19 protein-coding genes are annotated in these 24,595 nt (G+C 64.8%); 6 read left to right on the top strand and 13 right to left on the bottom strand.

The features are described 5' to 3' along the window. Nucleotides 1–45: 45 nt before the first annotated feature. Nucleotides 46–795, bottom strand: a complete 750-nt coding sequence (locus tag SKZ59_RS22575) for a YcbK family protein (protein ID WP_374106846.1) — start codon at nt 793–795, stop codon at nt 46–48. 99 nt (nt 796–894) lie between these two features. Next, nucleotides 895–1,731 (bottom strand): EAL domain-containing protein, encoded by an 837-nt coding sequence (locus SKZ59_RS22570; RefSeq protein ID WP_319993014.1) that lies wholly within the window; start codon nt 1,729–1,731, stop codon nt 895–897. A 232-nt stretch (nt 1,732–1,963) separates the two neighbouring features. Here SKZ59_RS22570 and SKZ59_RS22565 point away from each other — a divergent pair, with 232 nt between their 5' ends. Next, entirely contained in the window at nt 1,964–2,776 is an 813-nt protein-coding gene (locus SKZ59_RS22565) for a class II glutamine amidotransferase (RefSeq protein WP_319993013.1), read from the top strand. A 65-nt stretch (nt 2,777–2,841) separates the two neighbouring features. On the opposite strand, the gene SKZ59_RS22560 is transcribed toward SKZ59_RS22565, so the two are convergent. Then, the gene (locus SKZ59_RS22560) at nt 2,842–3,372 is read right to left on the bottom strand and encodes a GNAT family N-acetyltransferase (protein ID WP_034757728.1); all 531 of its coding nucleotides are present in this window, start codon (nt 3,370–3,372) and stop codon (nt 2,842–2,844) included. A gap of 301 nt (nt 3,373–3,673) precedes the next feature. On the opposite strand from SKZ59_RS22560, the gene SKZ59_RS22555 reads away from it, so the two are divergent. Next, on the top strand, nt 3,674–4,729 hold the full coding sequence (locus SKZ59_RS22555) for a sulfate ABC transporter substrate-binding protein (protein WP_319993012.1): 1,056 nt from the start codon (nt 3,674–3,676) through the stop codon (nt 4,727–4,729). A gap of 43 nt (nt 4,730–4,772) precedes the next feature. Here the strand turns inward: SKZ59_RS22555 and SKZ59_RS22550 are convergent, their stop codons facing one another. Continuing rightward, on the bottom strand, nt 4,773–5,921 hold the full coding sequence (locus tag SKZ59_RS22550; protein WP_319993011.1) for a LuxR family transcriptional regulator: 1,149 nt from the start codon (nt 5,919–5,921) through the stop codon (nt 4,773–4,775). A 4-nt stretch (nt 5,922–5,925) separates the two neighbouring features. Further along, nucleotides 5,926–6,081: a hypothetical protein gene (locus tag SKZ59_RS22545; protein WP_161781524.1), complete on the bottom strand. Its 156-nt coding sequence runs from the start codon at nt 6,079–6,081 to the stop codon at nt 5,926–5,928. Between SKZ59_RS22545 and SKZ59_RS22540 the strand changes: the two genes are divergently transcribed. After that, nucleotides 6,080–7,219 carry a hypothetical protein gene (locus tag SKZ59_RS22540; RefSeq protein ID WP_319993010.1) on the top strand — a complete coding sequence of 380 codons (1,140 nt, stop codon included), beginning with the start codon at nt 6,080–6,082 and terminating at the stop codon, nt 7,217–7,219. The genes SKZ59_RS22545 and SKZ59_RS22540 overlap by 2 nt on opposite strands. A gap of 12 nt (nt 7,220–7,231) precedes the next feature. On the opposite strand, the gene SKZ59_RS22535 is transcribed toward SKZ59_RS22540, so the two are convergent. Then, on the bottom strand, nt 7,232–7,717 hold the full coding sequence (locus tag SKZ59_RS22535) for a hypothetical protein (RefSeq protein ID WP_319993009.1): 486 nt from the start codon (nt 7,715–7,717) through the stop codon (nt 7,232–7,234). 173 nt (nt 7,718–7,890) lie between these two features. Between SKZ59_RS22535 and SKZ59_RS22530 the strand changes: the two genes are divergently transcribed. Next, a complete protein-coding gene (locus tag SKZ59_RS22530; protein WP_034757699.1) occupies nt 7,891–8,109 on the top strand; it encodes a TOBE domain-containing protein in 219 nt (72 codons plus the stop codon). 30 nt (nt 8,110–8,139) lie between these two features. On the opposite strand, the gene SKZ59_RS22525 is transcribed toward SKZ59_RS22530, so the two are convergent. Continuing rightward, nucleotides 8,140–8,889: a LytR/AlgR family response regulator transcription factor gene (locus SKZ59_RS22525; protein ID WP_034757697.1), complete on the bottom strand. Its 750-nt coding sequence runs from the start codon at nt 8,887–8,889 to the stop codon at nt 8,140–8,142. Continuing rightward, nucleotides 8,886–10,145: a sensor histidine kinase gene (locus tag SKZ59_RS22520; protein ID WP_319993008.1), complete on the bottom strand. Its 1,260-nt coding sequence runs from the start codon at nt 10,143–10,145 to the stop codon at nt 8,886–8,888. Before SKZ59_RS22520 ends, SKZ59_RS22525 begins: the two co-directional genes overlap by 4 nt. A 416-nt stretch (nt 10,146–10,561) precedes the next feature. Here SKZ59_RS22520 and SKZ59_RS22515 point away from each other — a divergent pair, with 416 nt between their 5' ends. After that, a complete protein-coding gene (locus tag SKZ59_RS22515; protein ID WP_034758101.1) occupies nt 10,562–11,440 on the top strand; it encodes a serine hydrolase in 879 nt (292 codons plus the stop codon). 46 nt (nt 11,441–11,486) lie between these two features. Here SKZ59_RS22515 and SKZ59_RS22510 read toward each other — a convergent pair whose 3' ends face one another. After that, nucleotides 11,487–12,419, bottom strand: a complete 933-nt coding sequence (locus SKZ59_RS22510; RefSeq protein ID WP_319993007.1) for a DMT family transporter — start codon at nt 12,417–12,419, stop codon at nt 11,487–11,489. Between the two features lie 109 nt (nt 12,420–12,528). Between SKZ59_RS22510 and SKZ59_RS22505 the strand changes: the two genes are divergently transcribed. After that, a complete protein-coding gene (locus SKZ59_RS22505) occupies nt 12,529–13,428 on the top strand; it encodes a LysR family transcriptional regulator (protein WP_319993006.1) in 900 nt (299 codons plus the stop codon). Nucleotides 13,429–13,435: 7 nt separating this feature from the next. Here the strand turns inward: SKZ59_RS22505 and SKZ59_RS22500 are convergent, their stop codons facing one another. The 4 genes from SKZ59_RS22500 to recC all read right to left on the bottom strand — a co-directional run bounded on the left by SKZ59_RS22500 (nt 13,436) and on the right by recC (nt 24,544). After that, entirely contained in the window at nt 13,436–15,355 is a 1,920-nt protein-coding gene (locus tag SKZ59_RS22500; protein ID WP_219328374.1) for a methyl-accepting chemotaxis protein, read from the bottom strand. 150 nt (nt 15,356–15,505) lie between these two features. Beyond that, the gene (gene recD, locus SKZ59_RS22495; protein ID WP_319993005.1) at nt 15,506–17,479 is read right to left on the bottom strand and encodes an exodeoxyribonuclease V subunit alpha; all 1,974 of its coding nucleotides are present in this window, start codon (nt 17,477–17,479) and stop codon (nt 15,506–15,508) included. Then, nucleotides 17,469–21,128, bottom strand: a complete 3,660-nt coding sequence (recB, locus tag SKZ59_RS22490) for an exodeoxyribonuclease V subunit beta (RefSeq protein ID WP_319993004.1) — start codon at nt 21,126–21,128, stop codon at nt 17,469–17,471. Before recB ends, recD begins: the two co-directional genes overlap by 11 nt. After that, nucleotides 21,125–24,544: an exodeoxyribonuclease V subunit gamma gene (gene recC / locus SKZ59_RS22485; protein WP_319993003.1), complete on the bottom strand. Its 3,420-nt coding sequence runs from the start codon at nt 24,542–24,544 to the stop codon at nt 21,125–21,127. The genes recB and recC overlap by 4 nt, the downstream gene beginning before the upstream one ends. Nucleotides 24,545–24,595 lie beyond the last annotated feature (51 nt).

Raw genomic sequence — 24,595 nt, 5'->3', positions numbered from 1 at the left:
ATCACTACCGCTCGCGACGGTTTTGTCAGGTGTTTAATCTTTCGTTTAACCTTTCCAGACGCGCTGGAGGCCCGTATCCGCATGGATCCAGCCGCCGCGCGGGCCATTGCGGTAATAAAAGCCCACGCCGCCCTGCTTGAAGCTGCGCACGAGCGAACCGAGCACTTCCGCGTTCAGATTCGCCACGCGGATGTCGGCGGCGCGGCCCGAGATGTGCAGCGACTGGCGCGCGGCCGGCACGCCCGCTTCGCGCAGGCGGCTGTTCGACTCGGCCGTGCGGTAGCCCGACAGGATCTCCAGTGGCTGCTCGATGCCGTAGCGAGCCACGAACGCTTGCGTGCCCCACAGGGTTTCCAGCAGTTTCGGGTCGATCGGCGCCGTCTTCTTGCCGTTCACGTCGCGCAGCAAGTGGCACAGTTCCTGGTAAGCCGAATCGATGACTTCGCCATCTTTCCAGTACAGCAATTTCGCCTTTTCATTGCTGGCCGGGCGCACCACTTCCAGGGTGCGGGGCTTGAGCCAGAATTCCAGGTCCAGCGCCTGCGCGTCGAAGATGTCGGGCGGCGGTTCCATCTCGGTGATGGCCTGGCGCGACTGCGACGTGATCGAGCGGTCGACGCTGGCCAGTTGCGTCGGCTGGGGCGGCACGGCCGTGCGCGGTGCGCGCGGCTTGGCGCTGGCCGAAGCCGAGGCCGGAGCGGCCGTGCGCGAGGCGCAGCCGATGAGAGGAGTGGCTACCAGGCCCAGCGCGGCCAGGCCCATACCGTGATGTAGAAAATTTCTGCGCGATGCCATAGTCAGTCCAATTTAACGATGGGAATACTATAGCGTATTGTGCTGCGAAGAAAAACCCTCAATGCCTATCGTGTCACCCTCATTTTGGTATTGGGTGCCCTATGCGGCGGCCGCGCTGGCCGCCACGTGGCGGCTTGCCTGCGCCAGCGCCGTCAACGGCTTGTCCAATAAATATCCCTGGGCCACGATGGGCAAGCCCGTGATGGCGGCGACCCGCTGCAGCGCGGCCAGCGCCGGCGGCGTGTCGAGGCGCTTGAAAATGACGCGGATCTTCGCCGCATGGCACAGAGTAACGAAGCTGGCGACGGCCTGCTCGTCGCTGAGATTGCCCGCGTCGAGCTTGAACGCATGCGGGGACAAGCGCTCCAGCATGCCGGTCGCCTCCTGCACGCTGGCCACATTGATGGCCAGGCGGAAACCGTTGCGCCGATAATTGTCGGCCACGTAATTGAGCAGCCAGCCCTGGTTAGTCGTGGCCGTCGGCAATTGCAGCACGATGCGCTCGATGGGCAAGCCAAGCGCGTCGAGGATGCGCTGGAAAGCGTGGCCGTGATTGCTGCTGACGGCGCTCAGCAGGCGGTCATGCACGTTCAGGTACAGGTCCGACTGCTCCGCTTCGCCCTGGCGAAAGAAATTGATCGCGTGCAGCATGCGGCACAACCGGTCCAGCTCCACGGATTCATCGTCGCTGGCTGCGTGGTCGAGCAAGCGCCACAGCGACAAGCCCTCGTCCGCCTTCGACACGCTGCGCGCCAGCCCTTCGAACGCCACCAGCTTGCCGCTGTCCAGTTCGCGCAGCGGCTGGAAGGCGCTCGTCATGGTGCAATTGAAAAAGCGCCCCAGCGCCCTGCCCTCCCCGTCGAGCCAGACGCTGGTGCCGGCCTGGGTTTGGTGCGACAGGCGGGCCAGGTAATTTTTCAGGACGGGAAATGGCATACGTGCTCCTTCATCGGGCTGCGCCAGCTGCCCTCATGGGGAAGACGGCGCCAAAGTGTGCAGAGTAAGGCAGCGCCAAGCAAAGGAGAACGAATGGTTTCGCCATTTGATATGCGCCGAGCACATAAGGATTGCGACGGCCAGCGCATAACGATAGTCGGAAACATTCGTTCCCGCCCCCGGCGCCCGCCTTTACTGTGGACATGTACCGATACCATCAGGAAGGGCCACCATGTGCCAGTTACTCGCAATGAACAGCAGCAAACCGGCCGCGCTGGGATTTTCCTTTGCCGGCTTTGCCGAGCGGGGCGGACGCACGGACGAGCACCGCGACGGCTGGGGCATCGCCTATCATTCCAGTAGCGGCTGCACCCTGCTGACGGATCACCTGGCCGCCATCGATTCGCCGCTGGCGGCCCAGGTACAGCAGCATCCCGTGAAAGCGAAAAATATCGTCGCGCACATCCGCAAGGCTACGCAAGGCCGCATCGCGCCGGAAAACACCCACCCGTTCGCCCGCGAACTGTGGGGCAAGACCTGGTCATTTGCCCACAATGGCGACTTGAAAACGTGGCGTGCGCCCGCCAATGCGCACTACCGCGCCAGCGGCGACACGGATAGCGAGCAGGCGTTTTGCCATTTGCTGGCCACCCTGCGCACGCAGTTTCCCCTCGGTGAACCCGCGCGCGCCGACTTGCGCGCCGCCATCGCCGAGGTCGCCAAGGACATCGCCGCGCACGGCACCTTCAATTTCATCCTGTCGGACGGCGAGCTGCTGTTTGCCCACTGCTCTACGCATCTGCACTATGTGATACGCGAATACCCGTTTTCCGTAGCGCAACTGATCGACTGCAAGCGCAGCATCGACTTTCGCCAGCACAACCATCTGGACGACCGCATCGCCGTCATCGCCACGCATCCGCTGACGCAAAACGAGGACTGGCTGGCCTTCGCGCCCGGCGAACTGAAACTGTTTGCCGGCGGCACCTTGCTACCGGCAAACGATCGCGCGCAACAAGGCGTGTATATCCAGATCAGTTATTGAGGGGAACTATTCAAAGGAAGGAAAGGCCCGCCGCCGGATGGGCGGGCTGAAGGACAAGCTAGCCGTCAGGCCGAATTGCAGTTGCAAAAGCGCTTGCGCTTGGGATCCCCACTGGCAATGCCTGCGGGATCAATCTGTTTCCAGCAAAAAATCGTTTCCACGCCATATGGCGAACGCACATTGCCCGCCTCGACATAGCCCCGCTTGACGAAAAAGGCCTGGCTGCTGGCAGTGCTGTGCAGCTGCAGGGCCTTGATGCCCCACTCGCGCGCCTGCGCTTCCAGCTGCTCCACCAGCGCCTTGCCCGCGCCGCGGCCTTGCGCCTCGGGCAGCAGGTAGCACAGGGCCAGCTTGCCGGCGCGCGTCAGCAAGCCGACGCCGACCACGGCGCCCGCCTCGACTGCGACCAGCGAAAAATTGGTGGGCGACGCGAACCAGCACGCCACCATCTGCGGTGTTTTATTGCCCAGCCAGGCTTCCAGGATGGCCGGATCGTCCCGATGATCGAGGCTGCAGCATTCGACGATGGAGCGTCGTAATACGTTGCACGCCTCGAAAGCGTCGGTCGATGTTGCAATACGAATTTCAAGACTCATGTACGCTCACAAAATATTCCAGTTGCCGATGCAGGCGGTTTTACCCCTGTATCGTGCGATTCGACTATACACCAAGCGGCGCAATCGGGTTTTTTGCCGCACACCACAGACCGGTTTTGCCTATGGCGCCATGCCTGCAGACTAAGTGCTGGTGCGCGCCTTGCCCACGAATGTTTCCAAAAATCGATATCTGTTTTTTAGCGTAAACGGGAATCAAATCTAAGCATATTACGAAAAATTCGTTTCTTTTCCGGCCGGAATTTTAGACTATGTCTATCTATTCTCACAACAAGAGTTCAACATGACCCATTCCAACGCCGTATCGACCACCACAGCGACGCTCACCCAACGCTCGCGCCGCTGGTTCCTGGCCAGCGCCCTGGCCGCGTCCGCTGCCGCCATGAGCCTGCCCATGGCGGCCAGCGCCGCCGAACCCGTGGTCTTGCTGAACGCCTCGTACGACGTTATGCGCGAACTGTTCAAGGATGTGAATCCCGCATTTATTGCTGACTGGAAAGCCAAAACGGGTGAAACCATCACCATCAAGCAGTCGCACGGCGGCTCGAGCAAGCAGGCGCGCTCCGTCGCCGATGGCCTGGAAGCGTCCGTCGTGACCATGAACCAGGCCAATGACATCGATATCCTCGTCGACCGCGGCCTCGTGGTGGCCGACTGGGCCAAGAAATTCCCGAACAATGCGGCGCCGTTTTATTCGACCATGGTGTACCTGGTGCGCAAAGGCAACCCGAAACACATCAAGGATTGGGACGACTTGGCCAAGCCCGGCATCAAGGTCATCGTGCCGAACCCGAAAACCTCGGGCAATGGCCGCTACACCTACCTGGCGGCATGGGGCTATGCCGTGAAAAAAGGCGGCAGCGAAGCGCAGGCGCGCGACCTCGTTACCAAGCTGTTCAAGAACGTACCCGTGCTGGACGGCGGCGGCCGCGGCGCCACGACCACCTTCACGCAGCGTGAAATCGGCGACGTGCTGGTGACGTTTGAAAATGAAGTACAACTGGTGCGCGCCGAATTCGGCGACAACTTCGAAGTCGTGTATCCAAGCATCTCCATCCTGGCAGAGTCGCCGGTGGCCGTCGTCGACAAGGTCGTCGACCGCCGCGGCATCCGCAAGGAAGCCACGGCCTACCTGCAATACCTGTATTCGGAACCCGGCCAGGAACTGGTCGCCAAGCACTATCTGCGCCCCCGTTCGGCAGCAGTCGCCAAGAAATACGCGGCCAGCTTCAAGCCGATCACGCTGTTCACCATCGATGACGTGTTTGGCGGCTGGAAACAAGCGCAAAAGAAACACTTTGACGATGGCGGCGAGTTCGACAAGATTTATCAGAAGTAATCTTCGCCATACCAGCACAAAACCGGGACATGTCCCGGTTTTTTTATGGCTGCGCGCCAGCGTGCCATTCAAGCGCGCTGAACAGGCTGGCGATCTCGCTGCTGCGGTGCGTGCCTGTCTTGGCCAGGATGGCCTGGATCTGGCTGCGTACGGTACTCATGCACACGCCCTGGCGCTGCGCGTACTCGGCTGGCTCCATGCCGTCGGCCAGGGCCAGCGCCAGCGACCACTCCGCGCCCGTCAAGCCGCATGGCCGCTCGGCCGCGCCGGGCCAATGCCGCCGCCCGCTCCTGAACAGTGGCCGCAAGGACAGCATGGCCAGGCTGGCGCCCTCCCCGTCTGCCGGGCCGATACGCACGGGCAGCGGCAGGATGCCGATTTCCAGCGCAGGCCGGCCGTCTGCGTCACTCGCATACAAGGGAGCGGGACGGTGGCACGCCAGTCCGACGCAAGCCTGCCGCACGCGCTGCGCCAGTTGCTGTTGCAGCTGGCTCACGCGCACAGCCACCTTACCGCCATGCAAGGTGATCACGGAGGCGAGCGGCGACGTCGCGGCCAGCAAGCGCTGCGCCGCCAGGTTCATGAAAACCAGCCGCAGGCAGGCATCGGCCAGCAAGATGGCGCGCGGCAAGGCATCGAGCGCCTCCCAGGCCAGCGCGCCATGCGCCTGGGCTTGCTGCGCCGTATCGCGCAGGCAAAAAACATTCGGCAGATGGTCAAGCACGCGCTGCAGCTGGCCGCGCGTGTTCGCGTCATACGGACCCTGGCCCGCGGCGCGGTGCGCGGACAGGATGGTGAGCGCGCCGTTGTCGCGTACGACGCCGCTGCACGAATAGCGCACGCCCGCGCGCAAATAGAAATCCTGGAAATACTCGCTGCGCGCCACGGCCTGCTCGCTGAAATAATCCTGCATCAGGTGCATGCGCCCGGGCGGCCCGCGCGTGAGCACCGCATAGCCGGGATCAAGCGCATGGTAGTAGCGCCGGTAGCCGTCCTCCCAGGCGCTTTGGTCCAGCCCGGTCACATAGCCGCGCGACGGCACCGCGCCCGTTTCCGCCTTCAGGAAACAGCAAGCCACATCGCCACCGGCCAGCCGGGCGAACGCGCGCATGGCCACGCTCCACTGCGGCGGTTCCAATGCCGCCCGGTAAAAGGCGGCGATAACGGGATCCGCGCCTTCCTTGTCCATCATTGCCCTACCTGTAAAAAAAACGGCAAACCAGTACCGCATCCTTCACTTGAAGGATGCGTGGCAACGGGCCGGCACGCACCATGGCATCGACGGCTGCCGCCATGCGCATGCCATCGCCAGTGTTCTCCCTAACCTCGTCCTCATCAAGGAGTAGCATCATGCCTTCAATCGATACCGGTCGCCACACTCTCCACTTGATCCGAGCAGGCAACAAGCCCTTGCGCATGGCCGCGAGCGCTTCTCTCCTGCTGACGCTATCGGCCTGCGCCAACCTGCACACCATCCACCGCACGACCGACTTGCCAGGCGATGGCATGGCCGTCCACCTCGACGCGGCCCAGCGCGTGATTCATGTCACCAAAGACGGCAAAGCCTGTGCCGAGCCGACACCCGATGCCCTGCAATCGTATGCCTCCTCCTTCGGTGGCACCCTTAGCGCCGGCCCCGACAGCGCCGCCGTCTCGAATGCCCTGCGCGCCAATGCCGCCAGCGTGGGCCTGCACTCCCAAAGCATCACCCTGATGCGCCAGCAACTGTTCAATATCTGCGAATACGCGCAAAACAAATGGCTCAACGATGCTGACGTCATGCTGCTCATGGAGCGTTCGCAAGACCTGACCCTGGGTATCCTGGCCATCGAGCAACTGACTGGCGCCGTGGTGGCGCGCCAGCCGGTGCTGGCAGAACATACCGACATAACCGCAGAGGCACAACGGCGCCTCAAGGCGTCCCAGGATGCCTTGGCAACGCAAGCGAAACTGGATCTTGCCATCAAAAAAGAACAAGCCCTGCAAGCCAATGCCGATGCCGATGCCGCCGTTCAAGTCAAGCCAACGGCCCTGGCCACTACGGGCAAGGAAGTCGTCATGCTTAAGACCGCCCAGGAAGGTGCAAGTTCCGCCAGCGCCACGGACGGCAAGGCCGGACAGGTGGAGGCGAACGCGGGGCTGGCGCAAGCACAGGCCGAGCGTGTCGCGCTCGAAGAGGAACTGGCCGACAAGCTGGCGCAAAGCCAGCCCGGTGCCAGCACCATCAATGCAGGAACGGCAGAACACCTTGCCAGGGCCAGTACCGACATCGTCAAGATGATCTTGAACAAGGGGCACTTGACCGATATGTGCATCACCTTTATCAATCATCCGAAGAAGTATGTGGAAATGTGGCAGCACTACAAGGAAGTCATGGACCAATGCAAGGCGGTACTGGCGGCGGATTTGCTCCCGGGTACTGCTTATCCATACAGCCACACCATGCCTAGGCCCAGGGATGCCACGCAGGCCAAGCCGGAACTGGAATAAGGGAAACCAGCCTTACTGCTTCTTCAGCAGCAGCTTGAACTGCGGCACCCAGCGCCCGTCCAGCAGCATCTCGCTGGCCGCCTCATAGGCATCGCCCGATGGTGTCCAGCGCACGCGGTAGGTCAAGGTCTTGCCCTTGGCGCCCACGTAGTCGGTGGCGGGAAAGTCGATCCCGCCGTCCACCGGCTGCATCGTTCCGCGGCTATGGCCGCCGCTGTTTTCCAGATACAGGAAGGCGACCTTGTTTGCGGCGGGATCGTGGTAATACGTGGTTTCGCCCACGTAGTCGGGCTTGCCGGGACTGCGCACCGTGTGCACGTCGCGCAGCATCTGCCCGCCGTACAGCCACTGGAAACAGTGCTCATCCGTTTGCTTGCCACCAGAGAACTCGCCCTTCCAGCAATGGCCCGCCAGGAAGGCCATCGGCTGCAGCGCCGCGACCGGTTGCGCCAGCACGGCAAATGAGGGCAAGAGCAGCAGCAAGGGCAATGGACGCATGGCAAACCTCCAGGATGTTGCAGCCAAGTATAGGCGAATAAAGTGCTAGCGTCAGTGCTGGCGCACGCTTTGCGCATATCGATATGCGCATCGATTCGTGGTCAAAAGCGTGCGCGGGCCGTACTCTGGCCTTGTCGCGCCGCATGGCGTATTACGGGCACAAAGGAAATATCATGGCTATCTCGGAAGTGAATGTACGCAACCAGTTTCGCGGCAAGATCAAGGAAATCATCTTTGGCCCCGTGGTCTCGGAAGTGGACGTGGAAACGCCGCACGGCATCGTCACGTCGGTGATCACCTCGCGCTCGATCAAGGACCTGGACTTGAAGGTGGGCAGCGAAGTCATCGCGCTGGTCAAATCGACGGAAGTGTCGATCGCGAAGATCCAGTAAGCGCGCGGCGTTTGCCTTGCCAGCTAATCGCTAATCGCGGAACAGATACGTAAACGTGCGGCTGACGGGCAGCTTTTCCGTGCTGCCGCGCACCAGCACCTGCATGCGCTCGGCGTCGATGCGTTCAGCCGCCTCGATGGCTTTCACGTTGACCATGGTGCCGCGGTGGATTTGCCAGAACTGTTCCGGATCGAGGCCGCCCAGCAAATCCTTCAATGGCGTGCGCACCAGCGCTTCCGAACCGGCCAGCACGACGCGCGTGTACTTGGTGTCGGCCTGGAAGAACAGCACGTCGTCGATGTCGATCAAACGGATCTGCTTGCCCACGCTGGCCTTGATCCATTTCAACTTGTCGCGCGGCGGCGCCGGCAAGGCCGCGCGCAGCGACTGCAGTAAATTGGCCATGTCGGCAGGCTGGGCGCCGAGCTTGTCGCGCAGCCGGGCCAGCGCCCGCTGCAAGCGCTCGGCCTGCACGGGTTTGAGCAGGTAGTCGACGGCGCCCGCGTCGAACGCGTCGACGGCGTACTGGTCGTACGCCGTGACGAACACCACGTGGGCGCGCTTGCCGATGCGCTCGGCCACTTCCAGGCCCGACAGGCCCGGCATGCGGATGTCGAGAAAGACCACGTCCGGCTCATGCTCGAGGAAACCGTCCCAGGCATCGTTGCCGTTTTCCGCCACCAGCACGACGTGCGCTTCGGGCCAGGCTTGCGCCAGCAGCATTTGCAGGCGCTCGCGCATCAGGGGTTCGTCTTCGGCAATCAGGATGGTGGGGTTCATGCGGCGGGGTCTTTCAGGATGGATGCAATTTTGATGGGTAGCAATATTTCAGCGGTCGCGCCGCCCTCCTCGCCGTCGTGCAGGCTCAGGCTGGCGGACGGATCGGACAGCAATAGCCGGCTGCGCACGTTTTCCAGGCCCAGTCCGCCGCCCTGTGCGCTGTCGGTGCCGCTGGCAGGCAAACCCATGCCCGTATCCTGCACGCGCAGGCACAGCATGCCGCCCACCCGCAGCGCCGACAGGCGGATCTCGCCGCCGCGCAACGACGGTTCAATACCGTGCTTGATGGCGTTTTCCGCCAGGGTCAGCAAGATCATGCTGGGTATCGTCGCGTGCGCAAACTCGGCCGGCAAGTCCAGCGCATAGCGCAGGCGCGAGCCCATGCGCGCCTGCATCACGCGCAAATACGCCGCCACCATGTCGAACTCGCTTTGCAAGGGCACTTGCTCGCTGCGCATCTCCGCCAGGCTGGCGCGCAGGAAGGCGATCAGGTCGGCCGTCAAAGCGGCGGCCTTGCCGGCGCCTTGCGCTCCCTGCTCGGCCAGCTGCTGCACGGCGCCCAGGGTGTTGAACAGGAAATGCGGCTCGATCTGCGCGCGCAGCAGGCGCAGCTGCGATTCGCTCAGTTCGCGCGCCAGACGATCGCGCTCGGCATCCTGCTGCAGTTGCAGGGTCAGCGCTTCGTACTGGCGGTTGCGCCAGGTGGTCACGATCGCCAGCGGCACCATGTAAAACAGGCAAGCCACGAGCAAGGCCGTGCCGCCCACGCGCAGCAAACGCTCGAAGGCCATGTCCATGGAACCGGTATCGCTGAGGCCGGCCATCAGCACGCCAACGGCCACGCCGGCCACGCAGGTCGACACGATCAGCAAGAGTTTCTTGAGCTTGTTGCGCACGGAACTGCGGTAATTGAACCAGACGCCCACCAGGCCCCACGCCAGCGCAAACCCCAGGCCGTTGCTAAAGACCAGGGCCTTGAGCAATTCGAACTTGGCTGGCAGCAGCAAGTGCAGTGCGACGCCGATGGCGCTGAACAACAGCATCAGCTTGAACGCGGCGATGTAAAAACCGGCGCCGCGGTACTTGAGCAGGAAATCGTGCAACTGCTGGCGCTCGATCGGCGTCAGCTTGACCAGCTTCATGGCGATGTAGCGGCGCATCCGTCCCTGGACCTGCTCCGCCATCTCGGGGTGTTTCAGCACCAGCAGCGATTCCTCATCGACACTGCGGTACCAGTCCGTATATTTTTTTAACACGATGCGTTCTCCGTGGTCTGTGATTCAGGCATGAACGCAGTCTACGGCGCCCCTGTTGCAGGGCATAGCGCGGGGCGACGAAGCACGAAGCGGCAGGCATCAACGACGAAGCGCGCGGCGCCTGCCTGGCCCTCGCCATCAATATTGCTCAAATCATACGAAGTTTCCAAGGTGAAATCAATAATTGCGTAACAATTTTCACTACGGCAAGAATAGCCGTTTTTATTTGCCAAATTGGCCGCAACGCCGCCTGTTACGGGCCTGTACCGTAGACATCGCTTGATCTTTAATGGTATTGTCTAAGCTTGGCAAATATTGCCTCCGAGATACACGCCGCGTCCCCGCGCGGCCCCGTTCCGGATTTGCGCGCAGCGCCCACGATGGCGCCCCAAAACTGCTTTTCCACATACAATCCCATGCTCAAAAAAATGTTCGCCGCGGTGCTGATGACGCTTTCGACAGCGGCCATCGCCGTGCCCTTCGGTTCCCAGTCGATACTGGTGGTCGAAGACGGCACAGGCAAAGTCTTGCTTGAAAAAAACTCCAACGTGGTGGTGCCCATCGCCTCGCTGACCAAACTCATGACAGCCATGGTCGTGCTCGACTCCAAGGCGAACATGGAGGAAGAGATCAGCATCGACCGCGAGGACGTCGATACCCTGAAGCACAGCACCTCGCGCGTGCCCGTGGGCGCCACCCTGAGCCGTCACGACGTGCTGCAACTGGCGCTGATGTCGTCCGACAACCGCGCCGCCGCCTCGCTGGCGCGCACCTTCCCCGGCGGCCCGACGGCGTTTGCCGTGGCCGTCAACGCCAAGATCAAGGCCCTGGGCATGCGCCAGACCGTGATCGAAGAGCCGACGGGCTTGTCGCCGAACAACCAGTCGACGGCGGCCGACCTCGTCAAGATGGCCGTGGCCGCCTCGCGCTACCCGGAAATCAGCCGCATCACCACGGATTCGAAGGACGTCATCCAGATCAAGGGCCGCGACGTGGAATACCACAACACGAACCGCCTCGTGGGCGCCAAGGGCTGGGACATCGGCCTGTCGAAAACGGGCTACACGAATGAAGCGGGCCGCTGCCTGATCATGCGCATCAAGTCGGCCGGCAAGTTCGCCACCATGATCCTGCTCAACGCGCGCGCCAATTCCGTGCGCGCCATGGACGCCGTCAACATCCGCCGCATGCTGGCGGCCGAGAACGGCATCGAAGAGCCGAAGGTGATGCGCGCCTCGGTCAGCCGGCACAAGAAGGCGCCGGCGAAGCCGAGTAAACGCCGCCGTGCCCGCTAAGCACGGCTGAATGCTGGGGTCAGACCCGACGGGTCTGACCCCGGAACTATTTCGCTTGCCGGTTGGTCATGATGACGCCGGCAATCGTCACCGCCCCGCCCACCAGCATCGAGGCGAGCACCGGCTCGCCCAGCAGCACCGCCGCCAGCACGATGCCGAACACGGGCACGAGGTTGTTGAACACGGCCGTGCGCGACGGCCCCAGCGCTTTGACGCCCTCGTAATACCAGACAAAGCCGATCACCGTGCCGAACACGCCCAGGTAGCCGATGGCGGCCCACACTTGCCAGCCGAAGCTGCGCCATGGCACGCTCGGGAATTCCACGGCCGCCCCCACCAGCAAAAAGGCCAGGCCCCACATCGACGCATATGTGGTGGCGGCAATCGGCGACAAGCCCTTCAGCGCGACCCGGCCGATCAGGGTATAGGCGGCCCAGCTGGAAATGCCGCAAAACATGAACACTTCGCCCATGCCGATGCCGCCGCCCGTGCCGTGCAGCACGCCGGCCAGATCGCCGCGCGTGATGACGATGGCCGTGCCGCAGAACGCCAGCATGATGCCCAGCCACTTGAACGATCCGAGCCGTTCGCGGAACAGCATGGCCGAGGCCAGCGCCGTGACGATGGGGTTCAGCGCGACAAATAAAGCCGTGCGCCCCGCCGGCATGCGCGACAGCGCGGCCAGGAAGCACAGGTTGTACAAGAAGATGCCCGTCAGGCCCAGGGCCGCCGTCGTCATCAGCTGCTTGCGGTCCAGGCTCGGCAAGCCCCCTTCCAGTTTCCAGGCCAGCACGACGAGCAACAGCACGGCCACGCCGAAGCGTCCGCTGGCAGCCGTCATGGGCGGCATCTGCTGCGCCAGCACGCGCCCCGCGATAAAAGTGCCGCCCCAGAACAGGGCGACGAAAATCAGTTTCAGGTAGACGAGCGGCGATTGCACGGAAGGCAAGGCGGCGGAAGGTATGGCGGTAGTGCGCATGGAAAGTCCTATGATGTCGCTTGTGCAGCGGATGCTGCAGATATATATTAATACTAATATCAACTCATGAAATAATGAGTAAATACTCATAGCACAAAGAAACCACACCATGACCTTCACGCAACTGGAAATTTTTACCTTGGTGGCTGAACTGCACGGCTTTTCCGCCGCCGCCGCGCAGCTGGGCATCAGCCAGTCGGCCGTCTCGCACGCCTTGAAGGCGCTGGAAAAGGAGATGGGCGTGGACCTGATCGTGCGCCACCAGGCCTCGGCCGAGCTGACCGACGTGGGCCGCCAGCTGCTGGTCCGCGCGCGCGAAATCCTCGGGCTATCCGAAGCCATGCGCCAGGAAGCGGCCGACGTGCTGGGCCAGCGCCAGGGCAGCCTGCGTATCGGCTCATTCGGCCCCACGTCATCCCTGAATCTGCTGCCGGCCATCACGGCGCAATTCCGCCTGCGCTATCCGGGCATCGACCTGCGCATCGACGAAGGCGCCGACCATGAAGTGGTGCAGTGGATACGCGAGCGGCGGGTCGACGTGGGCTTCGTCGTGCTGCCCGACGAACGTTTCGATACGGCGCCGCTGGTGGAAGACCAGATGATGGCGCTGGTGCCGCGCAGCCATGCACTGTCCAGCGAAACGTCCATCACCCTGGCCCAATTGTGCGAAGGGCCGCTCATCATGTCCGAGGCGGGCTGCGCCTGCCTGATCGAGCCGCTGTTCGCCAACGCGGGGCTGCAGCCGCAGGTGCCCTACCGCATCAGCCAGGTGATCACCATCCTCGACATGGTCAGCCGCGGCGACGGCCTGTCCATCGTGGCAGAACTGGCCCTGCCCCAGCGGCTGCGCGAGCAGTATCCGGAGCTGGTCGCCCTGCCCTTGAATCCCCCCGTCAGCCGCAAGGTGGGCCTGGCCGTGCGCGACCGGCGCCAGAACACGCCGGCCACCAACGCTTTTTTCGAGGTGGCGAAACAGATGGCGCCGACCCTGGCGCCACGGCGCGCTTGAACGCTACTTAGAAAGTTTCCCACTCCTCGCTGCGTTCCGGCTTGGCGGCGGGCGCCGGTGCTGGCCGGCTGGCGATGCGCGGCGCGATGGCTGCCCGCGCCACCGGTTTGACGGGCGCCGGCGCCTGCCCTTCATCGAGCTTGAACACGCCCACCACCTGCGCCAGGGTACTGGCCTGGTCTTGCAGGCTTTCCGCTGCGGCGGCCGCCTCTTCCACCAGGGCAGCGTTCTGCTGCGTCACCTGGTCCATCTGCGCGATCGCCTGGTTCACCTGTTCGATGCCCGAACTTTGCTCGACGCTGGCGGCCGTGATCTCGCCCATGATGTCGGTGACGCGGCGCACGCTGTCGACGATTTCCTGCATCGTCGCGCCCGCCTCGTCGACGAGGCGCGCGCCAGAATCGACCTTGCCCACCGAATCGTCGATCAGCAGCTTGATTTCCTTGGCCGCCCCTGCGGAACGCTGGGCCAAACTGCGCACTTCCGTCGCCACCACGGCAAAGCCCCGTCCCTGTTCGCCCGCGCGTGCCGCTTCCACGGCCGCATTGAGCGCGAGGATATTCGTCTGGAAGGCGATGCCGTCGATGACGCTGATGATGTCGACAATCTTCTTCGACGAATCGTTGATCGAGGCCATGGTATCGACCACCTGCGCCACCACTTGGCCGCCCTTGCTCGCCACGCCGGATGCCGATTGCGCCATCTGGTTGGCCTGGCGCGCATTGTCGGCATTTTGCTTGACGGTGCTGGTCAGCTCCTCCATCGAGGCGGCCGTCTCTTCCAGCGAACTCGCTTGCTGCTCCGTGCGCGACGACAGGTCCTGGTTGCCGGCGGCGATTTCCGACGACGATACCTTGACCGACTCGCTGGCCGTGCGGATTTTTACGAGCACGGCGGCGATCTTGTCGATGAAGCGGTTGAAGGCGCCGGCGATCTGCGCCAGTTCGTCCACGCCGGAAGCGTCGAGGCGGAGAGTCAGGTCGCCCTCGCCCGAGGCGATATCGTCGAGCGCGTCGCGCACCAGTTCCAGGCGCTTGAGCATCTTGAACACCAGCAGCGACAGCAGCAGCGCGGCCAGCCCGGTCAGCAGCGCGGCCGTGACGGTGGCCGTCGTCAGCATCGTCTGCAAGGCTTGCATGGCTTCCTGCTGGTCGAGCACCACGGCCAGCAGCCAGTCGGTGCCGGCCACGCGCGTGACGTACAGCTTGCCGTCGCGCTCGTTCAATCGCACGGCCTCGCTCGTGCGCGCGCTTTCCAGCCGGTTGACCTGTGCGGCCGACAGCGACGCATCGAGTTTCGCCACCGGCTGCAAGCTCAGGTCCTTGTTCGCGTGGGCGATGATGATGCCGCTCTGGTCGACGAGGAAGGCAAAGCTGTGCGGCGTCGGCTTGATCGCCACCACGTTGGCAATCACGGTATCGAGCAGCACGTCCGCGCCCGCCACGCCCACCAATGCCTGTTTCGGCCCGACGGGCGCCGTGAACGACACCACGAGCTTGTGGCTGGCCGCATCCACATACGGCGGCGTGAGCATCGGCACACCCGCCTTGACGGTGTCCGTATACCAGGCGCGCGCCGTGGGGTCGAAATCGGCCGGGCGGCCCGGATGGGTAAACACGGAACGCTTGTCCGCGTAGCCGATGAACACTTCCGCAAAATCGCCAGCCTTTTCCGCGATCTCGAAGGCGCGCAGCGGATCGGGCGTCTCGGCCGACATGACGACGGACGCCATGACCTTTTTCTTGCCATCGACCCACTGCGCCAGCACCGCCGACTGGCTTTGCAGCAGCTGCTGCATCTGCTGGTCCGACGACGCCAGCATGCTGCTGCGCGTGGTGACGTAATTGGCGACCGACAAGGCGAGCATGGACAATACGACGATGGCCACGCAGATGAGCACCAGCCGCGTGCGAAGGGAAGACAACATGATGGACTCCTCGTTTCGATTTGAGTGACGAGAAACAGTGCTCTGCACTACTTTCTCTATGAAAGCATTTTCACACAAAAATCGGAACAATTATCATCAATATTCGGAATACAACACATATATTTCCACATGGAAACCTGTCAAACCCTATCAGCCGATCAGCCCTCTCAAGCCGCTGGCCCGCTGCGTACGGCGCAGAATCGCGTCGAACAGCACGGCTTGCGTGGGCGAGACGAGGGTAAAGAAGTCGCGCGCGCGCGTGATGCCCGTGTAGACCAGTTCGCGCGCCAGCATGGCTCCGCCTTCCTGGGGCAGCACCAGCACCGTGTGGCGGAATTCCGAACCCTGCGATTTATGCACGGTCATGGCGAACGCCGTCTCCACATGGCGCAAGCGCGTGGCCAGCACGCTGCGCACGTTCTCGCCTTCCAGGAAGTACACGCGCAATGAACCCGGCCGCGCCGGATCGCGCAGGGTCAAGCCGATGTCGCCATTGAACACGCCCGTACCGTAATCGTTACGCGTGACCATTACGGGACGGCCCACATACCATTCGCTGCGGCGTATCAAGCCTTCCTTTTCCAGCCGCAGTTCGATGGCCGTGTTCAGGCCGGCCACGCCCCACTCGCCCTCGCGCACGGCGCACAGGATGCGGAACGATTCGAAAGCGTGCAGCACGGCGCGCACCCAGTCGTCATGCTGCGCGTACGCCGCTTCGCCCGCATTCACCAGTGCCAGGTAGGGCTGGTAGCCGCCCGGCGCGTCCGCGCGGCCACGCAAGGCCAGGCGCAGCACCTCGTCCGGCTGCGCGCTCACGCTCCACGCCAGCTGGCCGCCGCTGTCGCCGGCAAAACACGCTTTGGCAAGATCGGGCCTGCCGCCATTCACGGCCAAGGCCAGCTCGCCGATCGGACCGCTGAAACGGTGGCTGTGGCGCAGCATCACCGTCTGCTGCGCCAGCGCGCCGGCCGCCCCCGCAAAGGCGGGCGGAATGGCCACGCCGCTGGCCGCCTGCGCATACGCGATGGTAGCCGGCGTGTAGCCGCCCGCCTGCGCGTCGTGGCACAAGTCACCGAGCACGGCGCCCGCTTCCACGGACGCCAATTGATCCTTGTCGCCGAGCAGGATCAGGATCGCCGTGGGTGGCAAGGCGTCGAGCACGGACGCCATCATCTCCAGGTGCACCATCGACGCTTCATCGACGATCAGCACGTCGACGTCGAGCGGATTGCCCGCGTGGTGGGCAAAGGCGCGCGTATCGGGCCGCGCGCCCAGCAAACTATGCAGGGTGCGCGCCGCGCCCATGCGCCGCGCCAGTTCCAGCAGGGGCAGCGCATCGCCCGCCTTGGCCGCCAGCCCCTCCAAAGCCTTGTCGATCGACTGTTTTAAACGCGCGGCCGCCTTGCCGGTCGGCGCGGCCAGCGCGATGCGCAGCTGCTCCGGCTGCGGCGAGACGGCAAACAGCAAGGTCAGCAAACTGGCCACCGTGTACGTCTTGCCCGTCCCCGGGCCGCCCGTGATGATGGCCACCTTGCCGCGCAGGGCGATGGCGCATGCCACTTTTTGCCAGTCCGGCCCACCGTCCTGCGTGGGCTGGTCGAACAGGATGTCGAGCCATAGCCGCACCTGCGCCAGCGGCGGATTCGTCAAATCCCGCGCGCGCGCGGCGATTTTTTCACCCACCAGGGTTTCGTCGCGCCAGTAGCGGCGCAAATACAGGCGGTCGCCATCGAGCACCAGCGGCTGGCGCACGTCGGCCTCGCCCACCGTCCACACCTGCGGCGCGCCGGCCAGCAGCGCGCGCCAGCCCTCGGCGCTGCCTGGCAGCGGACCGGAGACGGCCAGCACGCCATGCCACAGCTCTTCGCTCCAGCCCAGCAGCTGCGACGGCTCGCTGGCCAGGTCGGACAGCATCAGACAGCTGTGCCCCCGTCCTTCCAGTTCGGACAGCACGACGCACGCCACGGCCACGGCGGACGCATTCGGCGCGCCCTCGTCCAGCGTGCCGATGAAGCGGGCAAACGCGGCGCTCAGGCGGCGCAGGTGCCCCGCCTCGGCAACGCCGTCGATATGGCTGAACAAGGCATCCATCTGCAGGGTATCCAACTGCGCGTCATGCTGCATGGTGTTCCGTTTCTTCTAACAGTTGATCGAGGCCGTCCAGCAGTTCCAGCTGCGGCGCCAGCCAGTAGCAGCCATGCGTGTCCGCATTCGCGATGCCGCGCAAAAACAGGAAGATGGCGCCGCCCAGGTGCTCGGCCGGGTCGTAGGCGTCGCCCAAACGGCTTTTCAGCAACCGGTGCAAGGCCAGCATGTAGATGGCGCCCTGGATATCGTAGCGGTGCTGCGCCATGCCGGCCGCCAGCGCCTGCTTATGGTAGGCCGCGTCGTTGGCGCCCAGCGCATTCGACTTGTAGTCGAGCACCCAGTAGCGGCCATCCCGTTCGATGACCAGGTCGGCAAAGCCTTTCAGCATGCCGTGCAGCTGGCGCCGCGGCAGCACGGGACGCGGTGCGCCGTCGAGCAGCAAACGCGTGCACAGCTGGTCGAGCGCCGCCGTGGACAAATGCTCGCTGGGGAACCAGAACTCCATCTCGGACAGGGTGCTATCCAACTGCGACAGCGATGCATCGAGCAGCGGCAGCGGCGTGATGGCGATTTCCCTGAGCCAGGCGATGGCGTCGTCCTGGCGGTGGCCCCAGCCCGAGCGCTCGCAGCGCGCGGCCAGGCGGGTGTCGAAGTTGTCATCGTGGACGCTGTCAAACCCTTCGCTGCCCATCCACTCGAGCTGCTCGTGCAGGAAATTGCCGGGCACGGAGCCGCGCGGGAAGCGGTGCCAGGGCGCGTCGCCCATGTGCGTCGGCGAGGCCACGGCGACAGCCGTGCCATCTTCCAGCAAGGTTTCTTCCAGCGCCCGCTGCGGCACGTGCGCGGCCGTCACGGCGCCGATCTGGCGCGTCAGCGACGTGAAGCTGCCCACCGACCAGTCGCGCTCGAATTCGCCCGTGAACACGGGCGCGGGACGCAACTCGGGCCGCCGCTCCACCCGGTCCAGCACCGTGCAGGCGTCGGGCTGCCCCAAGGTGCTGACATAGATGGCGTCGCAGCTGCCCGCCACCTGCTGCCAGCGCAGCAGCAGCTGCTCGAACGGCAGCTTGTCGCCGCCTGTCAGCAGGTAGCCGAGCGCCGATTCGTGCAAGGTGTTCTCGCCCGCCTTGCGCGCCGCCTGGGCGGCCACGCCCAGCCACAGGAAGTGGCGCGCCCGCGTCAGGGCCACGTACAGCAGGCGCAAGTCTTCCTCGATGCGCGCTTCTTCCACAAACGCCATGGCCTCGTCGGACAAGGACAGGTCGAGGCGGCGTTCGCCATCGTCGCCCGCATACTCGAAGAAGCTGCGGTTGCGTTTATCCACCTTGCGCGCCGTGACGGCGAACGGCAGATACACGAGCGGATATTCGAGCCCCTTGGATTTGTGCACGGTGATGACCTTCACCAGTTCCGCATCGCTTTCCAGGCGCAGCACGCGCTCGTCGCCGTTTTCTCCTTCGCCGGCGATCTGCTCGGCCAGCCAACGTATCAGCGCCTGCTCGCCATCGAGCTGGCGGCTGGCCGATTGCAGCAGCTCGGCCAGGTGCAGCAGATTCGTCAAGCGCCGCTCGCCGCCCGTCTGCTGCAGCAGCATGGCCGGCAGCTGCAATTCATGGATGAAGCGGCGCAGCATGGCCAGCACGCCCTGGCGCTGCCAGATCAGGTGCAGGGCCTTCAGTTGCTCGACCCGGCGTTCCCATTCCATTTCATCGCTCGACAGGCGCGCCAGCTCGCCCAGCGACAGGCCGATCGTGCGCGTGGCAAACGCGGCGCGCGCCAGTCCTCCGTCGAGCGGGTTGGCCAGCGCCGCCAGCCAGCGCAGCACGTCCTGCGCTTCCTCGCTGTCGATGACGGAATCCTTGTCGGACAGGTAGACGCTGGCGACCCGGCGGCGCGCCAGTGCGCGGCGGATGGCGGCCGCCTCCTTGCGGTCGCGCACAAGGATGGCGACATCGGCCGGCTGCAGGCGCACAAAACCATCGGGGCCCGTAAAACCGGCCTGCGGGTCGCCCAGCATGGCAACGATATGTTCGGCGCAGTGCTGTGCGAAATACTCTCGGTAGCTGTCACCGCGCAGCGCTTCATCGCTGGCGCAGGCGGCCAGCAGAGCCGGCAGCGGACCGCTGGCGTTCACCAGGTATTCGGCGCGGCCCTTGGCGTCGACGGCCTCGAACGGCAGCGGATTCTCGCCCCCTTTACGGTAGCGGAAGGCGCCGGCAGGCACCTCGTCGCGCTCCGCGTGCAGGAACAGCTGGTTGACGGCCGCCACCAGCGGGGCCGTCGAACGGTAGTTGGTGCCCAGCTGGTAGTGGCGTCCCGTGGTCGCGCGGCGCGCCGCCAGGTAGCTCTGGATGTCGGCGCCGCGAAAGCCGTAGATCGACTGCTTCGGGTCGCCGATCAGGAACAGGCCCAGAGCCGGATCGTTGTCGGCGATCCGGTACAGCAGGTTGAAAATCTGGTACTGGGCGGGCGCCGTATCCTGGAATTCATCGACCATGGCCAGCGGATACTGGTCGATGATGCGCTGGCGCAGGGCCGCGCCATTCTCGCCGGCCAGCGCGTCGTGCAGGCGCTGCAGCATGTCGGCAAAGCCGAACTGGCGCGACTGGCGTTTTAACTGATCCATGCGCCGCGCGATGGCCGCCGCCGCATGCAGGTGCAGCTTGTGCGCCAGCGGCGTGATACCCGCCAGGGCGATCCCCAGTGCCTCCGTATGCTCGAAGCATTCGGGCACCTGCGCCGTGAAACTCTTGGCAAACGCATCCTCGATGCCGAACGGCGTCAAGCGTTCCCACGCCTTGGCCGTGATGGCGGGCAGCAGCAACAGCGGGTCTTGCGCCCATTTACGCAAGCCGTCGAACCACTTCGCCAGGTTCTCCGGCTTCATCTTGACGCCATTAAAACACTTGGGATTGGCGGCGCGGTGGTCATTGATCCACATCGCCATCTGGTCCACGCGCTCGACCCAGCCCGCCTTCAGGGTGGCCAGCTGCGCGGCCAGCGCCCGCTGTTCGCGCGCGATCAACGCCGACAACGGCTCTTCGTCGGCCATGCGCATGATGTCCGCGCGGCGCGCCAGCTCGCGCGCGCCCTTCTTCAGGGCGCCGACGTCGGGCCAGCAGGCGAGCAGCACGTCAAGCGCCTGCGGCGGCAAAGGGTAGACTTGCTGGCGCCAGTAATCGTGTGCCGCATCCTCGAACAAGGCTTGCTCGTCGCTGACCAGTTCCTCGTCGAACAGGCTGCCGCTGTCGAACGCATGCTCGCGCAGCATGCGCTGGCACCAGGCGTCGATGGTGAAAATGGCCGCTTCATCCATCGTCTCGGCGGCCAGCATCAGCCGGTGCGCGGCCTTTTGCCGCTCGCTCTCGTCCGGATAGGATTCGAGCAAGGCGTCGAGAAACGGGTCGCTGCCGCCGGATTCGTGGCGAAAATAAGCGGCCGCCTCGATCAGGCGCTCGCGCACGCGGTTCGACAATTCGCGCGTGGCGGCGCGGGTAAATGTCATCACGAGGATGTCGGCTGGCAGCAGCGGCCGCGTAAATCGGCTCTCGTCGTCGCCATGCCCCAGCACGAGACGCACGTACAGCGCGGCGATGGTCCAGGTTTTACCCGTACCGGCCGACGCTTCGATCAGGCGCGAGCCGTGCAGCGGAAACGCCAGGGGGTTGAGCAGATGGCTCGTCATTGTTCTTCTCCCGCGCCGTCATCGGGCGCGCTGATCGGGTCGATCGTGATGTGCTGTTGCAGCCAGTCGGCCAGCGGGCCATACAGCTCGCGCGTGCAGTCTTCCCACGCTTCCTCCGCGGCCAGCGCGGAAAACTCGGGCCACAAGCGCGCCAGACACAGTTCCGCGCGCTCGCCAGTCATGTCGAAGCCGCCGTCATACACGGCGCGCGGGTCGCCCTGCCGCACCAGCGCCAGCCCCGTCTTGCACGCCGTCGGCAGCGGATGGTTCATGCCTTCGCGCCACAGCGCCAGCAAGGTGGCCAGCGCGTCGCGCGACGTGGCCGGATCGAGCGGCGCCATGCTGACGATGGCGTCGCGCGCCACCAGGTAGCCGGTGACGGAAAAACCGAGGGCGGCGGCGGCCAGCTGGCGCAGCCACATCAGCATCAGCTTGTCGCCGCGCGCCAGACCGTTCTTGTCCGTCACCTTCGAGGAAATCTGCATCAGCCAGGCCGTGTCCTGCCCGTTGCTGCACAATTTGTCGAGCCAGTCGTCGATCTGCACCTCACCAAACGGCAGGTTGATGGCGCGCTTGTCGGCAGCGTACGGGAACGAGGCGCGCAAGGACAACCAGGCGCTGCGCACGGGCACCAGCGCCTCGACCAGCTGCGCCTGTACTTGCCGGCCGATCAGGCCGATCGGCAGCACGCCTTCGCGCGCCAGCTTTTCCGCGCGCGCTTCCAGGCTGGCGCGCACGTCGTCCAACGCTTCCACGGCACCGCCGTCGTCCAGCATGGTGTCTTCCAGCAGATAGCGCTCGAGCGCATTCAGGCCGAACGGTTCTTCATCCTCGCCCAGCATGGCCGCATCGGCGAAATGCACGCTCAGGCGGCGACGGAAAAAGTATTTGACGGGCTGGCGCAAGAAGCTGGCCAGCTCGCCCAGTTTCAAGCGCGTGCCCGGATCGAGCTCGTAAGGGCCCAGCGCCAGTTCCTCGGCTTGGGTCTCCGCATCGGCATGCGCGACGCGCCATTCGCGTGCGTACGTCAGCAAGCCATCGGCCTCGAAATAGCGGCGGCTGAACGGCTGCAGCGCGTGCTCGGTGGTCAGCGAGACCAGGTGCCGGTCCAGCGACCAGCCGGCGGCCAGGTAATCGCGCAGCTGCGACACGAGCACGGACGGCGGCTGCTCGGAATTGTCGCGCACATTGCGTCCCACCCAGCTCACATACAGTTTGTCGCGCGCGGCCAGCAAGGCTTCGAGCATCAGGTAGCGGTCATCGTCGCGGCGCGAGCGGTCGCCCGGGCGCGCCATGCCGGGCAGTGCCAGCAAATCGAAATCGGCCTTTTGCGCGCGGCGCGGGAAGTCGCCATCGTTCATGCCCAGCAGGCACACGACGCGGAACGGCACGGCGCGCATCGGCATCAAGGTGCAAAACGTCACGCCGCCGGAGACGAATTGATGGTTCAGGGTTGGCTCGTCCAGCGCGCCCAGCCACGCCACGCGCAGCACGGACAGCGGCACCGGCTCGATAAAGCCCGCATGCTCGCACGTTTCCAGCCAGCCCTGCAAGGCGCCTTCCAGCTGCGCCAGGGTCAGGCGGTCGCCCTCGTCGTCGGCGTCAAAGAAGGCGCCCAGCAGCGCGCGCGCCTGCACGCCCCACTCGGCTGGTGTGCGCACGCCGGCCAGCACGGTGCGCCAGTGCAGCAGCGCCTCGACCAGCTGCGCCAGCGAGCCCGCCAGCGCCGCATCGAGGCCGCCCACTTCCGCATACGGCTCGATGCCGCCAAAGCTGGCGCCACCGCCGCTGGCATAGCCGAGCAGCATGCGCCGCACGCCGAAGATCCACGCATTCTGCTCGCCGGCCGCGCCCAGCCCCAGGCCGCTGCGGTGATGCTGGTCCAGGCCCCAGCGCACACCCGCCCCTTCGATCCAGGCGCCCAGGGTGACCAGGTCGTCCGGCTGCAGGCCAAAGCGGGTGGCCAGCGCGGGCACGTCTAGCAGGTCGCGCACTTCGCTCTGGCGGCAGCGCTGCTGCGGCAACTGCAGCAGCCACTCGAGCGCGACGAGCAGCGGGTTGACGCTGCGGTCCTTCACGTCGCCGATCTCGAACGGGATGAAACGCTCGTCGTTGCGCCGGTACTGGCCGAAGACGGCGTGGATGGCGGCCGTGAAGGTATCGATGTCGGGCACCATCACCACCACGTCGCGCGGACGCAAACCCGTTTCGGCGCTGTGCGCGAACATGGCCAGCAGCTGGTCGTGCAGCACTTCCACTTCGCGCTGCACGCTGTGCGCCACGTGAAATTCGATCGAGCGGTCGCCGGCGTCGGGCGGTATTTGCTCGTGCTCGGCCAGCGGACGCAGTTCGCGGATGGCCACCTGCACCTGCTGCAGCAGGGTCTCGCCCGTTTCCTCGCCAAACAGGTCGATGCGCAGGCTGTCGTCGCGCCCTTCCGCTTGCGCGTGTTCGTCGAATTCGTCGAGCATGCGGATGAAATCGCGCCCTTGCCTGCCCCAGCTGGCCAGCAGCGGGTGGCTGTGCGCATGCAGTTCTTCCAGCGGAATCCCGGCCAGATCGGTGCCATTGCGCTGGCGCTGGCGCTTGTTTTCCGCGCGCAGCAAGTCGCGCCCGTCGATGATGTCGCCCCAGTAGAACTGGCACGGATTGGGTACGGCCAGCACCACCTGCGTGTGGCGCGCCAGCGCGGCCAGCGCCTGCAAGGTCTGGTACGGCAAGGCCGACACGCCAAACAGCACGACCCTGCGCGGCAGCTTGCCTACCGGCGTATCGCCGGCGGCGATCGCCGCCAGGAAGGCGTCGTGGATGTCGGCGCGGCCCGTGTCGCGCTCGAAATCCTCGACATCGGCCGCCACGGCGCGCCACAACTGCGCCTGCCAGCGCTGGTCTTCCTTCAGAACGATGGAGTCGCCGCGCGCCGTGCGCAACTGGTCGCGCCCGGCCGCCCAATCGGCCAGCCAGTCGGCGCGGTAGACCTGGTACTGGTCGAACAGGTCGGCCAGGCGCTCGGCCAGCTGCAGCCGGCGTTCGCAATCGCCATCGGCAAGGAAGTAGCGCAGCGGCGCGAACACGGGGTGGGACAGCAGCGACGGCAACAGGCGCATCAAACGCCACGTCAGCGGGGACTTGTCGAACGGCGACACGCGCGGCACTCTGTCGCGCCCCAGCATGCCCCGGTAGCTTTCCCACAGCAGGCGCGCCGGCAGCGCGATGCGCGTGGCGGCGCATACGCCCATCTCCTCGGCCAGGGCGATCTTCAGCCATTCGGCCACGCCGTTCGACTGCACCAGGAAGATGTCCGTTTCCAGCGGCGCCAGCGGATGCTGGCGCAGCCACTGGAAGACGGCGGCGCGCAGCTGTTCCAGCTGGTTGCCGTGCAGGATGAGGAGGCCGGGCGTGACGGGTGTATGCATGCTGATCCGATGGGTTGCCGCGCCTCCGGCCCGGTGGCCGGAGACGTCAAA

Source organism: Janthinobacterium sp. GMG2 (assembly GCF_033949445.1).
GTDB classification, from domain to species: domain Bacteria; phylum Pseudomonadota; class Gammaproteobacteria; order Burkholderiales; family Burkholderiaceae_D; genus Janthinobacterium; species Janthinobacterium aestuarii.
This window is presented reverse-complemented; position numbering and strand designations above follow the sequence as displayed.